Below are 13,242 nucleotides of genomic sequence, written 5' to 3'. Positions count from 1 at the left end.
GTACCATATGGCTGGTTTAAGGTGTTTGTCGAACTGTTTACAATTGCATTAATAGTATTTATTACGGGGAAATATGAAAAAACAATATGGTGTAAAGAACATTATCGTAATAGCTGCGCTTCTTTGCGTACCCCTGGTGGTAACCTCCAAGGCCTTCGCTGGCGAGAATGTGAATGACAATCTAACGACCCTCCTGAAAACAAAAAGTTGCAGGGAATGTGCTCTTCAGGGTGTGAATCTCAATCGAGCTGACCTGGAAGGGGCCGATCTCGAAGGTTCTGACTTAACCGGTGCAAAATTGCAACTTGCTAACCTGGCTGGTGCCAACCTGAAAAACTGCAATCTGCAGGGTGCAGCATTTGGTGGTGCTGATCTGGCGGGGGCCGATCTTCGCGGTGCACGAATGACGGAAACTACCCTGGATGGGGCTTATGTGGTTGGGGCTCTTTTGCAGGATCCTGATAACAACGAAAAGGCTGAGGAATCACAGGTTGTTGTTCAGGAAGATTCTGAACCCGTTGAGGGCGTTCATGTTGAGCAGGTCGCACAAGAAGAACCTGCCGAAGCACCTCCGGTAGCAGAAGAAGTAGAGGTTGCTCAGGAAAAAAGCGGTGACATTGGTGAAGATATAGTCGAGATAGATGAGCCGGAGCAGCCAGCAACACCGGAAGTAGCCAGCCCACCGCTTCCCAGTGAAGAGGTTGCAAGCGAAAAAACTACTGAGGAGACTGGAAAAGAGAAAATCGTTGAGGAAACAACCGAAGCCTTACCTGTAGTTGCCCACGAGGAAAAGGAACAACAGTCACCCGTTGAAGAGAAGGCGGAGGTTGTTGCCGAGCAGGTCGCTCCAGTAGTTGTAGTTCCTGAAGTGCAAGATGTTGCGACCCAAGCGGTTGACCAGCCGAAAGTTGAGCAGGAAGAACCTGTTGTTGATGCTAAGGCTGTTGCCAAAGAAAAACTGCTCGATTCAAAAAAATGTTATGGTTGCGACCTCTCTGGTCAGGATCTCTCAGGAGCCAGCTTGAAAAATGGCGATCTTGAAAAGGCCAATCTGAGCGATTGTAATCTCTCTGGAGCCAATCTCCGCAAAAGTAATCTCAAAGGGGCAATGATTCAAAATGCAAATCTGCAGAATGCTGATCTGCGCGGAGCAGATCTCTACCGGGCGGATCTTTCAGGAAGTGATCTGACGGGCGCAAATCTGGAGGGTGCCATCTTTGAGGATACTCAGCTGGCAGGCGTGACAGGTATGGTGAAGTAGCGAGAGTGAATCTGTTGTTATTGATGTTGCCGGCTGTTTCCACGTAACTGCCGGCAACACCACTACTCTCCGGTAAGAATATCGATAGCGTTTGCTATTCGTTCATCCTCGGCCTTAGTTCGGTCTCGCAGTGCGGTTTCCACCTCATCCAGCCTGGTCTGTAATTTTGCCACAGTCATTTCTAAATTTTGAATGGTAGAGGCGGCTTCTGCTTCGGTTATCGACATGGCCTGGCCGATGTCTTTGGCGCTTTTCAGAATGGACTTCAGGTTCGCGATCTTGTCCATCCTGAGGAAAAGTTCATCGAAGTTAATCGGCTTTTCAAGATAGTCGGCGGCGCCTTTTTTCATGGCCGCCACAGCGGTGTCCACCGAAGAGTGAGCAGTTATAAGTACAACCTCAGTGTCGGGGCTGAGTTCTTTGGTGATCTCTAAGACTTCTATACCGCCGATGTCGCCAGGCATAACCAGGTCGGTCAGTACGACATCAAAATGCTGTTTTTTCAGGAGCCGTTCTGCCTGATAACCGTCATTGGCGACCATGACCGAATAGTGTTCATTTTTCAGGCGCTGCTGCAGGAGCCTCCGAATGACCGGGTCATCATCGACCACTAGAATAGTAAGGCTTTCCATGGCAGTTTTCCTCCTTGCTGATCTTGTGCCGGTAATTTCTGACAGAGTGACACCGGCGGTTCTGCTGGGCGATATTCGGATTGTGCCTGTTTCTGTTACCTTCCTCTGAAATTGTCTGTCAGTTCAACTCTTCTGATAGAAGATCGCGCGCAGATGCCTTTTGGGCACGAAACGGCTACATACCCCTGTCAACGACTCGGTGGAGCCAATTACCAGATAGCCGTCATCGGCCAGACTGTCGGCTATCTTGTTAAAGAGCTTGGTGCGATCCTGAAGGGTAAAGTAAATTGCGACATTACGACAGAAGATGATGTCGAATTTGCCAAGAGCGGTAAATGGCTGCATGAGATTCAGTTTACGAAAATTCACCATTGATCGAATCTCATCCTTTATCTTCCAGGAGTCGCCAAAGAGGGAAAAATATTTTTGCAAAACAGCTCTATCCAGACCGCGTTCAATTTCGAACTTATTGTATTTGCCGTAGCTTGCCTGGGCTATTGCCGCATCGGATATATCTGTTCCAAGCAGGGATATGTTATATTTTGAAAGGTCTCGGAGCAATTCTTTGATGATGATTGCTATGGAGTAAAGCTCCTGACCGGTGGAGGCGGCTGCGCTCCATATGCGGATGTTGGTCTTCATCATGCCGGACTTTGGAGTTCTGGCATCAATCATTTCAGGAAGAAGCTTGTGCTGGAGTAATTCAAAAGGCCCTTTATCACGGAAAAAGAGCGTCTCATTCGTGGTGATGGCATCAATAATCGCCCGTTCCAGCTTTTTGGCTGGGTCCTGCTTGGCCTTCTGTTGAAGTTCCCGGTAGGAAGAGCAGCCGGATGCCTCAGCAATAGAACTCAAGCGCGTCTCAAAGAGGTACGACTTGCTCTGATCCAGATGTATCCCAGATATATCATGGATGTATTGAGCAACAACCTTGAGCTCGTCTGGTGAGATTTTTATCATATCGGTACGTCTTCCCAATCATCAAAAAAGTCGGCAGTGATTCAGGCGCCGGCTACTTCACGCTTTTTACAATTTCATCAGCGATTCTGTCGAGCGGAACAACTATGTCAGCATATCCACGTTCAGTTGGCGCCTTTGGCATGCCGTATACCACGCAGGACGCTTCATCCTGAGCGATAATGTGAGCACCTTTGTTTTTTAGTACTTCCAAGCCCTTCGTGCCGTCGGAACCCATGCCGGTCATGATAACAGCGGTGGTACGTCCGACATAATAATCGCCGATCGACCGGAAGAGATAGTCAGCAGACGGTTTGCAGCTGTTCTCTGGGGGATCGTCGGTTATCTTGATGAGACGGTGGGTACCGTCGGTAGCGGCAACCAGCTTCATTTGTTTCCCGCCAGGGGCAATGTAGACGACATTAGGTCGGAGAGGTTCACGGTCCTCTGCCTCTTTTACTGTCAATTTACATTTTTTATCGAGGCTTGAGGCCAGTGATTTCGTAAAAACCGGTGGCATGTGCTGAACGATCAGAATCGGCACATTGATATCGCCTGGAAGCTTCGGCAACATATGATTCAGGGCATTTGGTCCGCCGGTTGAAATGCCGATGGTGACGATTTCAGATTTGGTCCGCCGTAGAGCTGATGCAGGTCTCACCATCCCTCTACCAGCGATGGCGGCAGGTCGCGTCAGTCCATTTGTGGTGGTGGAAGTTCTTGGCAGTGAAGACGTCGCTGTTCGCAAGTGTCTCCCACTTTTCGATTTGGCATAGGCATCAAGGATCGGTTCAAGTAAGCGCCTGATTTCCTTTTTGCCTTCGACGAGATTTTTGCTCTGCGGTTTTAAAATAAAATCGAAGGCACCAAGTTCCAGGGCTTTCATAGTCATTTCGCTGCCGTCTGCTGTCAAGGTCGAGAGCATGATGACACCGATCTGTGGGTGTTTTTTCTTGAGTTCGGCAAGAACCTCAAGGCCATTCATTACCGGCATCTCGATATCGAGAGTCAAGAGATCGGGCTTTACTGTGGCAATTTTATCAAGAGCAATTTTGCCGTTATGTGCAACCCCAGCCAGTTCGACCCCGGAGATCTCAGCAACGATATCTGAAACAGATTTACGGTAAACGATTGTGTCGTCTACGACGAGGACACGCAATTTTCTAGCACTTATCATTTCTTAACTATTCTTCGAGGCTGAGGACTTTTTCAACATCGAGAATCCCTATCAGGGTCGACTGGGTCTTGTAGACACCTTTGAAAAATTCTCCTTGAATTCCACGCATATTGGCAGGTGGCCTTTCAAGTTTTTCCATATCCGCTTCTACAACATCACTTATTTTCGCCACCAGTAGGCCTACGTGTCCACCTGTGGAGTTGACAATGATATTGCGTGGGTCAAGGTTGAGGTCGGTTTCACCAAGACCCAGCTTTTTGCCAAGATCGATAATTGTGACGATCTGGCCGCGTAGATTCAGGATGCCAAGAACATAATCGGGAGCCTGTGGAACCTTGGTCATCTGCATGAGCTTGTTGATTTCCTGGACTTTGAGAATGTCCATTCCGCAAAGGGCGTCACCAATATAAAAGGTAGCCAGTTCGATAACCTGCTTGCGGGATGGCTGGCCCTTTTGTGATTCGTTTTTCATAATTCACGTGTCGTGTTGATAGGATCTCTGGCGGAGCTGGTAATACAGCTCCGCCTTAACGGCGTGGGTCAAGCCTGACTGTCAATATCGCTGTTTCATAAAATGATGGACAGAGGTCATCAGCTTTTCTTTGTCGAGCTTGAGATGGTATTCGTTTACTCCCACAGCAATACCCTTGGCGACATCTTCCTCGGCAGCCAGGGTTGTCAGGGCAATGACCGGCAATCCCGTGAAGCGTGGATCGCTGCGGATGGTTTTGGTAAATTGGAAACCATCCATGTTCGGCATTTCAATGTCGGTAATGACCATCGATATAACCTCACGATTTTGCTGAAGAAGATCCCACGCTATCTGGCCGTCCTCCGCTTCAATGACCTCATAGCCAGCTTCGGTCATGTACCCTTTTACCTGGTTGCGGAAAAAGTTGGAATCTTCGGCGAGCAGGATGGTCGGTGCAGAACCATCGGTGGTTTCTACTGCATCAAACACCTCTATACTGTCAAACCAGTCCGGGAAAAGGTTCTGGACAAGTTCAAAGATATTGACCAGCATGGTGGTGTGGGTATCGATAATCAGCGAGCCCATAATACCTGGCTGCTTTAGGGTGATGTCATCAATATCTGCAGTTATCTCAAGGGCGTCGATGGGGCCGATAGCGAGTAAACCGACATTGTGTTTGGCGACATTGAATACGATAACCAGTAGATTGTCGTAATCGGCAAGCGGTTGTACCATGGCCAGATCATCAACCCGGATAAGAGAAAGACTGCCGCCACGGTATTTCATAACACGTTTACCGCCAAGCATCTCGATATCGGAAGCCTTGATCTTTTCGATACGCTCAACCTGGTTGAGCGGAACGGCAAACTGCTCTGTCTCGGAACTGCGGAAAATCAGCAGGGCCTGTTTGTCTTTTTTCGCCTTGATCGCTTCTTCCATGGAGTGAGCGATTTCCGTCGCACGATCACTTCCGTCAAGCGAAGTGAGGTTGGACATTCGTGCGAGGTTGGCAACGTCGAGAATAAGGGCGATTCGGCCGTCACCCATGATGGTGGCGCCGGCGTATCCTTTACACTGCTGGAGATGACGACCTAGCGGCTTGATAACGATCTCTTCGGAGTCAAGAAGTCGATCGACGACAAGGCCGTATTTCATAGCTCCGGTGGAGACGACAACTATGTTTAAAGCGCTGCTGGCAGCGTAACGGCGATCAATCACAGAGCGATTGGGTCGCTGTTGCTGTTCGGATTGTGACTTGTCACTGGTACCAAAGAGCGGCGATGCCTTGCTTCGGCGGTCAGATATCATCTCCCTCCGATCTTCCTTGAAAGTCTGATCTTTGTCATCCCAGAAGGTGCGATCAAGGCCGATAACATCAGAGAGACGGATAAGCGGAAGCAGATTGCCGCGCAGTCGAACAACTTCAGCGTCACCGACTCGTTCAACCCGCTCTTTTACCTGATTGGCAGGAATCCGTAGTAATTCTTCAAGATTCACCTGAGGGATCGCATAACGCTCATCGCCCGTCATGATGATCTGGCAGGGGATAATGGCCAATGTCAGCGGTAGCTTGATGGAGATGGTGGTGCCGAGGCCAACTTCAGAAAGAATGTCGACATGACCCCCCAGTTGATCGAGATTGGTCTTGACCACATCCATCCCAACGCCTCGACCTGAAACATCGGTTACTTTGGCGGCAGTAGAAAAGCCGGGCAGAAAGATCAGGTTAACCTTCTCTTTTTCAGACATCACCTTGATCTGATCAGCGGTGAGCAGCCCTTTAGCAACAGCACTGGCGGCAAGAGCATCACCGTCGATCCCTTTACCATCATCGCGAATCTCGATGACCACCTGGCCGGCTTCATGGTAGGCCTTAAGAATGACCAATCCGGTTTCCGGTTTGCCTTTCTTCTTGCGCTCGGCCGGCATCTCAATGCCATGATCCACGGAGTTACGGATCAGGTGCGTAAGCGGATCGTTGATTGCCTCGATAATAGTCTTGTCGAGTTCGACATCTTTACCAACGATGGTAAGATCGATCTTTTTTGCGAGTTTTTTCGAGAGATCACGGACAACCCGCGGGAATTTGTTGAAGACGTTACCGATGGGCTGCATCCTGGTGAGCATGATCGCTTCCTGCAACTCGGAAGTGATAAGGTCGATGCGCTGACCGACGGTCTCAGCGTTGCGGAAGTCATCCGTGCCGATGGTCTGTAGAAGTTGGTTGCGGCTTAAGACCAGTTCGCCGGCCAAGGTCATAAGAGAGTCAAGCAAACTGACATTGACTCGAATCGAGGTTTCAACCTTGGTGGCAGGAGTGCTTTTTTTAGCCTGGTCTGTATCTTGTATTCTTTGTGGATTACTGACAACGGTTGCAGGAATGTCCTCTTCTTCTTCGATTTCCTCGTCTTCCTGATCCAGTACGTCCTCTTCCTCTGCCAGTTCGGGCTCTGGTTCCGGTTCCGCGACTGTCGGTTCTGGTTCCGGCTCAATCTCGACAACTGGCTCAGCAGCTTTTTTCTTCGGAGCTGTAGCCTTTTTCTTGGGTTCAGCTGCAGCTGCCTGAGCAAAGGTGCCGTCAAAAATCGAATTCAAAGGATCGAGGTGAGCGGATATGTCAACCTCGTTACTGTTTTGCACATCCTCGATCATCTGCCTGAGCTGATCTGAGGCCAGGAGCAGCACGTTAATGATCTCCGGATTTGGGATCAACTTTTTACTGCGGATAAGACCAAGGACGTTCTCGGAGGCATGGGACAATTCCTGAATTGAGGTAAGCCCCATAAATCCTGCGCCACCCTTAATAGAGTGGGCCGCACGAAAGACCTTGTTGACGAGTTCTTCGTCAATGTTCGCCCCTCCTTCCTCGATGGTCAGAAGGTCGTTTTCGATGTCAGCGAGATGCTCCAGAGACTCTTCTATAAAGCCCTGCAGTATTTCATCATCTTCAAATTCCATATGATAACTCCCTACAATCAGTATTAATGGCGGACAACTTACTTAATTAATACATACCGATTAGTGAATGTACAGGCCTTTTTCCAAAAGAAATATTGGGAAGTGCTGATAATTCTCGTTGAAGTTGTGAGAAAAAGGTTAAGGGATGATTGAGAAACGATACATTAGATAGTTACTGAGAGAACAAATCGGTTTTAAAGCTGAGCCAAAACCGATTTGTTCTTCTTAAAAGACAAGAATCTTGCAACAGGTGCGATTACCAAACGTTGCGAAAGGCCTTCTGGGGGCAAAGTGGTTAGCTACTTTTCTGGATATCGAGAATGGTGATGTCGTAGTTGAGGTGGTGCCCAGCGAGGGGATGATTGTAATCAACAACCACCGATTTGTCGTTGATTTCGATGACCGTAGCCGGAACCTGATGCTCCTCGCCTTCACGTTCTACCTTTAGAGAGAGTATCATGCCTGGGCGTGGCTTGATTTTTTCTATGAATTCGGGATTTTCTATGGTCTGAAGAAGGTCTTTTTGGCGGGGGCCATAGCCTTCGTCCGGCGAAACGCGTACCTTCCTGGTCTGGCCGACTTTGAGGCCGAGAAGCGCTGTTTCGACGGTAGGTGGCATTTCGCTGGCGCCGACATGGACTTTCATCGGGTTTTCCTGGGTAACTGTCATGAACTCGGCACCGTTATCCAGTTTACCGATAAAAGCGATGGTAACGATATCGTTCTTTTCAATTGTACTCATAGCTCGTTGAACTCCTGATAAATAATGGGTCGGATCTGTTTATAGATCGGGCAAACCCTGGTTCCGGCCAGATTTGACGTATGGGGCAGACATAATACCTGGGTTAGCTCAATTTTTTCAAGTCTAATGAGGTTTTGGAAAAAAACCGTTCTTCTGCTTGACAAAGATCTGCCATGTCCGTAATGTGCAGAGTTCACTTTTTTATTAAGACCTGAAGAACCGTTTTGTGCTGCTCCGATCGGATTGTGAAGGAATACTGCACATCGCAATAACGACAATCGGTATTGACGGTTATGAAGGTTGCTGCAGGAATGTCTTGCTGCGGAGGCCCTGTTTTTCATGTTGTCGAGCAGGTCTTTCGTTTCGAACCTGGAGATGGTGCGCGGAAAGTTCCTCTACCGCGAACCATTCACTGTCTTCATAAAAACAGTCTATGTGCCTCTGTAAATTTCCGTGAAAGAGTAGCTGGAAAATACATAGATAAAACGGCCGTACTCCGGTTGCAACCCGGATGACGGCAATATTTCACTGCAAACAAATGAGTAAGGTTATGTTGAATTTTGCAAAATCCGCTGATGGTCTGCTACCGGCGATAGCGCAGGATTATGAGACAAGGGAAGTATTGATGCTTGCCTATATCAATGAGCTTTCCTGGCAGAAAACCCTTGAAACCGGAACGGCCCATTATTGGAGCCGATCGAGACAGAAACTGTGGCTGAAAGGTGAGTCATCAGGTCATGTCCAGAAAATTCATGATATCCTGGTAGACTGTGATGAGGATACTGTAATTTTCCTGGTGGAGCAGGTTGGAGGGGCAGCCTGTCATACTGGGCATCGTTCCTGCTTTCATCGAAAAGTACAGGGCAGTGAGCTGATCACAGAAGGTGAGAAACTGTTTGACCCTGAGATGGTATACGGAAAAAAATGAACCGCATTGTCGGTTCCTGACACCAATTGATAGACTCGTGAGAAGCCTTGTTGGGTGAAACGTACACCGTGCGTTGACGAGTGAAATAGTTGAACCGTTGGTAGTCGCTACTTTTGACGATACCAATATCTAAATGAGATGGAGAAATAGTATGAATCAGTTGAAGCTTGGCCTTCCGAAAGGAAGCCTGGAAAATGCCACAATCGCACTCTTTGAAAAGGCTGGTTGGCTGATCAAACCAGCGGCACGTAATTATTTCCCGAAGATTGACGACCCGGAACTGGCTTGTTCCATCTGCCGCCCGCAAGAGATGTCGCGCTACGTCGAAAGTGGCATGCTTGATGCTGGTATCACCGGCAAGGACTGGACCATGGAAAACGAGTCAGACACCGTTTTGGTTGGTGACCTGATCTATTCCAAAGTAAGCAGAAAGCCGACTCGCTGGGTGATTGCCGTAGCTGGAGATTCCGATATTAAGACCCTGGAAGACCTGGAAGGTAAGAAGGTTTCCACCGAGTTGGTCAATGTTACCAAACGTTTTTTTGCTGAAAAGAAAATTAATGTCGACATTGAATTCAGCTGGGGTGCCACCGAGGCAAAAGTTGTTGCTGGCCTTGTTGATGCCGTGGTTGAGGTAACAGAGACTGAATCGACTATCCGTGCTCACGGCTTACGGATTATTCACGATCTCATGGAATCGAACACCCAGTTCATCGCCAACAGGGAGGCGTGGCAGGATCCCTGGAAACGCGAGAAGGTTGAAAATATCTTCATGCTGCTGCAGGGGGCACTGAAAGCGGACCGGATTGTTGGTCTGAAAATGAACATTTCGGAAGAAAAACTGGAAGATATCGTTGATATTCTGCCCTGTCTTAACGCGCCGACTATTGCCCATCTCTACAACCAAAAATGGTACTCGGTCGAAACCGTGGTGAGTGAAGATATCGTTCGTGACCTTATCCCACAACTGAAAAAAAAGGGCGCCGAAGGGATTATCGAATATCCTTTGAATAAAGTAATATGAACCATCAGTGGCCTGATCGTTTGAAGCGCTCAGGCCACTTCCATTTTCGTGGCAACTGCTGATTGAGTTGCTTGCCGGTAAACAGGACTTCCACAACAAGGGACAATAATGAATTTTCATGATGTGAAATTCGTACTCAGTGTGCACAGTGAGCGGCAATTGCCGACCGAGGAGCTACCTGAAATAGCCTTTGCCGGTCGATCCAACGTGGGCAAGTCAAGCTTGATGAACGCATTGATTGGTCGTAAAAGTCTCGTTAAAGTGAGCGGGCGTCCCGGAAAAACACAGGGACTGAATTTCTTTTTGGTAGATGATTCTTATCATCTGGTCGATTTGCCTGGCTACGGCTTTGCAAAGGTCAGCAAAGACATGCAAAACAGCTGGCAGGGGTTAATTACCAGCTACCTTGAAACCCGCCAGCAGTTAAAATGTGTGGTAGTTATTCTGGACATCCGCCATGAAGCCAAGCCGACCGACACCCAGTTGCTGAACTGGCTTGGTCAGCAGGGAATACCCTGTGTACCGGTCTATACCAAGGTTGACAAGCTGTCTGGCAACGAGCGTGGGAAAAACGCCAGACTACTTGATGCCGGCCATGGTATCCGTCAGGAAGATCGTATTCTCTTTTCCGCAAAAACAGGTCAGGGGCGTGAAGAACTGATTGCAGCCCTGACAAAATATCTGTAAAGATAAATTCTGATACAGCCTGTGAGCGGCATACCGTAAACGGCTGCCTTGCACTCTACCGGTCGAGCCTGTCCGGCTCGACATCTTTTCGATGAATAGAACAGGGAGGGGTCGGTGTCTGAATTGTCTGAATGGGCATGTTGGCAGATTCGTCAGTGTTCGCGGCCAGATGGCTGTCCTGCAAGTAGTGTTGCCGGAAAGCCCTGCTGGGAAGTGATTGGTAGTCTCGACTATATTCTGGCTGATATCTGCAGCGACTGTCTGGTCTATATCATAAAACACGGTAACGCTGGCCTGAGTTCACATGAACTGTCCGAAATTCGTCATGCCCGAGAATGCAACAGTTGCTGTATGACCGTTTCCGCCTGATACCCGCTCCATTTCTTCTGTTCTCCTGTCTTGCTCTTTGTTCTGTCACCTACAATCTCTGGTCTGCTTTTTTGCATGAAATACCATACGGTTTCGCCGGGACTTCTTGAATTATTTCCATCACCACCTCAAAAAGGATTCGGCGGAAAATAAATGAAACTGGTACTATAGTCACTATAGTTAGTGGCTATAGAGTAATTGAATCATTGCCCGATTCGAGGACAGTCTCCATTCGCAGGTAATGCGCAATGGTTCTGTTTGAATGTTTATTATAGGAGCAGGCATGCAGGAACTATCCAAATCCCAGAAGGCGCGCACCGCTATTCGTACATTTAAAACCATAGCCGATGCCCTGACCTTGCAGGGGGTTTACACCCCATCCGGTAAAACCGGTGAAAAACTTGCCGAGGCGTTGAAAATGCTAAGCCCTGAGATATATGGATCAATGTCCGATCCACGTATCGTCGAGTTAAAGGGGCTTGAGTATGTTATCGATCGTATGCCTTGTGGGGTAGAGGGCTGCACCCGGCTTATTCTCACTGCCCAGGAAGACTTCCAGGACACAGCGTTTTCCAAGATCGTTCCGCTGAAACGGCGCCGGGTTTCGTATGCTGTTTCCGATAAAGAGATGTGTTTTGTCATTACCCACGGTCTCAGTGAGATATACGATATCCTGACACACATCACCTTTTTAAATATCGAGGCTCATAAAATATATCATCAGGCCTGCAACCGTATAGATGGTACTACACCGGAGTGGCGCGAACTCGAACGGCTGGTACAGGAAGGACGTATGCCTGAAGGTGGTGAGCTCGACCAGGCTATCTGGAATCTTTCCATTATTCTTGGCCGAACCTATAAAGAGACCCGGGAAACCTATGAGTCACTTAATGCCAATCATAAGCAGTATGCCAGCAACAATGGTCTGTTTAAAATTGTTTATACCATCGGGAAAAGAGTGATCGATGAGCAGAAGGAGGGCAAAGATGAGCTGACTGTCTATTTTACGCCCTCCTTGCGAGAGATGATAGGCCAGCATACCTATGCAACACTTTGGGCTCAATCATTGAAGGAGCGGCTGTATGAACTCGGATTCAAAGAGCGCCCACTGCATGTGATCAGCGCCAATATGCACTCAATCAGAAACATCCTCTACGGATCGGGCGCATTATTGGCAAAAGGAATTGACGTACCTGAAGATTTATATCAGATGGTGCGACTTATTAGAAGTAAGGGTAAAGAGGTCAGCGCTTACGCTGCTGAGCATGGCTTTGTCATGCACAAGGATCAGTCCGGGTCCAATATAGATGTTCATATCGTAGATACTGCTCTCATAGATGAGAAAACCCTACATCCCAGTTGCACATTTGATATGGAATATGTGCGTGAGCATAAACCGGTCCTCGTGGTAATGGACTATGCTTTCGGTACCCAGGCCTTTGAGGTCATGGATGAACTACTTTGTCCGTGTTATTTTTCCGACAAGGTCGTCACTTACCAGATCGAGTCGATTTCCGTGATGGGTAAAGCGGGGATTTTGCCAGGTCGAAAAGGCGATATCATGCTTGCGACTGCCCATGTGATGGAAGGGACGCCGCATAATTATATTGTACAGAATGATCTGAATCCGGCGGATTTTGAAAACGGGGTGGATGTCTACAGCGGACCGATGGTTACTGTACTCGGGACTTCGCTTCAGAATCGTGATGTGTTGGAACGTTTCCACACTTCTAACTGGAAGGCTGTAGGCTTGGAGATGGAAGGAGGGCATTATCAGCGGGCAATTAACGCTGCGATAATACAGGGACACATTAATCCGGAAATGAAGACTCGCTATGCCTATTATGCTTCGGATAACCCGTTAGTGAGTGGCCAGACGCTGGCTTCAGGTCCCATGGGAGAGGAGGGGATTGTGCCGACCTACATGATTTCAAGAGTTATCCTCGAAAAAATTCTGAATCCTGAGGGCAGGCCAAAAAAATAGAGATACATGGGAGACTGCCGAATAGGGAAAGCATGGCTCTGGCTGAAGTAG

12 protein-coding genes are annotated in these 13,242 nt (G+C 48.4%); 6 read left to right on the top strand and 6 right to left on the bottom strand.

Going from position 1 to position 13,242, the window contains the following annotated elements:
• Positions 1-73 precede the first annotated feature (73 nt).
• The gene (locus tag BUF15_RS17725) at positions 74-1,261 is read left to right on the top strand and encodes a pentapeptide repeat-containing protein (protein ID WP_073615048.1); all 1,188 of its coding nucleotides are present in this window, start codon (positions 74-76) and stop codon (positions 1,259-1,261) included.
• 62 nt (positions 1,262-1,323) lie between these two features.
• Here the strand turns inward: BUF15_RS17725 and BUF15_RS17720 are convergent, their stop codons facing one another.
• The 6 genes from BUF15_RS17720 to BUF15_RS17695 all read right to left on the bottom strand — a co-directional run bounded on the left by BUF15_RS17720 (position 1,324) and on the right by BUF15_RS17695 (position 8,199).
• Entirely contained in the window at positions 1,324-1,893 is a 570-nt protein-coding gene (locus BUF15_RS17720; protein ID WP_073615047.1) for a response regulator, read from the bottom strand.
• 123 nt (positions 1,894-2,016) lie between these two features.
• Positions 2,017-2,853 (bottom strand): CheR family methyltransferase, encoded by an 837-nt coding sequence (locus tag BUF15_RS17715; protein ID WP_073615046.1) that lies wholly within the window; start codon positions 2,851-2,853, stop codon positions 2,017-2,019.
• Between the two features lie 52 nt (positions 2,854-2,905).
• Positions 2,906-4,027 carry a protein-glutamate methylesterase/protein-glutamine glutaminase gene (locus tag BUF15_RS17710; RefSeq protein ID WP_073615045.1) on the bottom strand — a complete coding sequence of 374 codons (1,122 nt, stop codon included), beginning with the start codon at positions 4,025-4,027 and terminating at the stop codon, positions 2,906-2,908.
• Between the two features lie 7 nt (positions 4,028-4,034).
• The gene (locus tag BUF15_RS17705) at positions 4,035-4,499 is read right to left on the bottom strand and encodes a chemotaxis protein CheW (RefSeq protein ID WP_073615044.1); all 465 of its coding nucleotides are present in this window, start codon (positions 4,497-4,499) and stop codon (positions 4,035-4,037) included.
• Between the two features lie 81 nt (positions 4,500-4,580).
• On the bottom strand, positions 4,581-7,457 hold the full coding sequence (locus tag BUF15_RS17700; protein ID WP_073615043.1) for a hybrid sensor histidine kinase/response regulator: 2,877 nt from the start codon (positions 7,455-7,457) through the stop codon (positions 4,581-4,583).
• 295 nt (positions 7,458-7,752) lie between these two features.
• On the bottom strand, positions 7,753-8,199 hold the full coding sequence (locus tag BUF15_RS17695; protein WP_073615042.1) for an FKBP-type peptidyl-prolyl cis-trans isomerase: 447 nt from the start codon (positions 8,197-8,199) through the stop codon (positions 7,753-7,755).
• A 550-nt stretch (positions 8,200-8,749) separates the two neighbouring features.
• On the opposite strand from BUF15_RS17695, the gene hisI reads away from it, so the two are divergent.
• From hisI to BUF15_RS17670, 5 genes are all read left to right on the top strand, one after another.
• Positions 8,750-9,127, top strand: coding sequence for a phosphoribosyl-AMP cyclohydrolase (gene hisI / locus BUF15_RS17690; RefSeq protein WP_073615041.1), 378 nt, complete (start codon positions 8,750-8,752; stop codon positions 9,125-9,127).
• A gap of 151 nt (positions 9,128-9,278) precedes the next feature.
• Positions 9,279-10,151: an ATP phosphoribosyltransferase gene (gene hisG / locus BUF15_RS17685; RefSeq protein WP_073615040.1), complete on the top strand. Its 873-nt coding sequence runs from the start codon at positions 9,279-9,281 to the stop codon at positions 10,149-10,151.
• Between the two features lie 108 nt (positions 10,152-10,259).
• Positions 10,260-10,838 (top strand): ribosome biogenesis GTP-binding protein YihA/YsxC, encoded by a 579-nt coding sequence (gene yihA / locus BUF15_RS17680; protein WP_073615039.1) that lies wholly within the window; start codon positions 10,260-10,262, stop codon positions 10,836-10,838.
• 114 nt (positions 10,839-10,952) lie between these two features.
• On the top strand, positions 10,953-11,207 hold the full coding sequence (locus tag BUF15_RS17675; protein WP_073615038.1) for a MerR family transcriptional regulator: 255 nt from the start codon (positions 10,953-10,955) through the stop codon (positions 11,205-11,207).
• A gap of 283 nt (positions 11,208-11,490) precedes the next feature.
• Entirely contained in the window at positions 11,491-13,191 is a 1,701-nt protein-coding gene (locus tag BUF15_RS17670) for a DUF6909 family protein (protein WP_073615037.1), read from the top strand.
• The last annotated feature ends 51 nt before the right edge of the window (positions 13,192-13,242 follow it).

This window comes from Desulfopila aestuarii DSM 18488 (assembly GCF_900143695.1).
Classification (GTDB): domain Bacteria; phylum Desulfobacterota; class Desulfobulbia; order Desulfobulbales; family Desulfocapsaceae; genus Desulfopila; species Desulfopila aestuarii.
Note: the sequence above shows the minus strand (reverse complement) of the source record. Positions and strands in the feature narration are given on the sequence as shown.

What these genes read in the sequence shown, in the direction of transcription:
- BUF15_RS17725 (WP_073615048.1), top strand. Translation starts at nt 74, where the DNA reads ATGAAAAAACAATATGGTGTAAAGAACATTATCGTAATAGCTGCGCTT.
- BUF15_RS17720 (WP_073615047.1), bottom strand. Translation starts at nt 1,893, where the DNA reads ATGGAAAGCCTTACTATTCTAGTGGTCGATGATGACCCGGTCATTCGG.
- BUF15_RS17715 (WP_073615046.1), bottom strand. Translation starts at nt 2,853, where the DNA reads ATGATAAAAATCTCACCAGACGAGCTCAAGGTTGTTGCTCAATACATC.
- BUF15_RS17710 (WP_073615045.1), bottom strand. Translation starts at nt 4,027, where the DNA reads ATGATAAGTGCTAGAAAATTGCGTGTCCTCGTCGTAGACGACACAATC.
- BUF15_RS17705 (WP_073615044.1), bottom strand. Translation starts at nt 4,499, where the DNA reads ATGAAAAACGAATCACAAAAGGGCCAGCCATCCCGCAAGCAGGTTATC.
- BUF15_RS17700 (WP_073615043.1), bottom strand. Translation starts at nt 7,457, where the DNA reads ATGGAATTTGAAGATGATGAAATACTGCAGGGCTTTATAGAAGAGTCT.
- BUF15_RS17695 (WP_073615042.1), bottom strand. Translation starts at nt 8,199, where the DNA reads ATGAGTACAATTGAAAAGAACGATATCGTTACCATCGCTTTTATCGGT.
- hisI (WP_073615041.1), top strand. Translation starts at nt 8,750, where the DNA reads ATGTTGAATTTTGCAAAATCCGCTGATGGTCTGCTACCGGCGATAGCG.
- hisG (WP_073615040.1), top strand. Translation starts at nt 9,279, where the DNA reads ATGAATCAGTTGAAGCTTGGCCTTCCGAAAGGAAGCCTGGAAAATGCC.
- yihA (WP_073615039.1), top strand. Translation starts at nt 10,260, where the DNA reads ATGAATTTTCATGATGTGAAATTCGTACTCAGTGTGCACAGTGAGCGG.
- BUF15_RS17670 (WP_073615037.1), top strand. Translation starts at nt 11,491, where the DNA reads ATGCAGGAACTATCCAAATCCCAGAAGGCGCGCACCGCTATTCGTACA.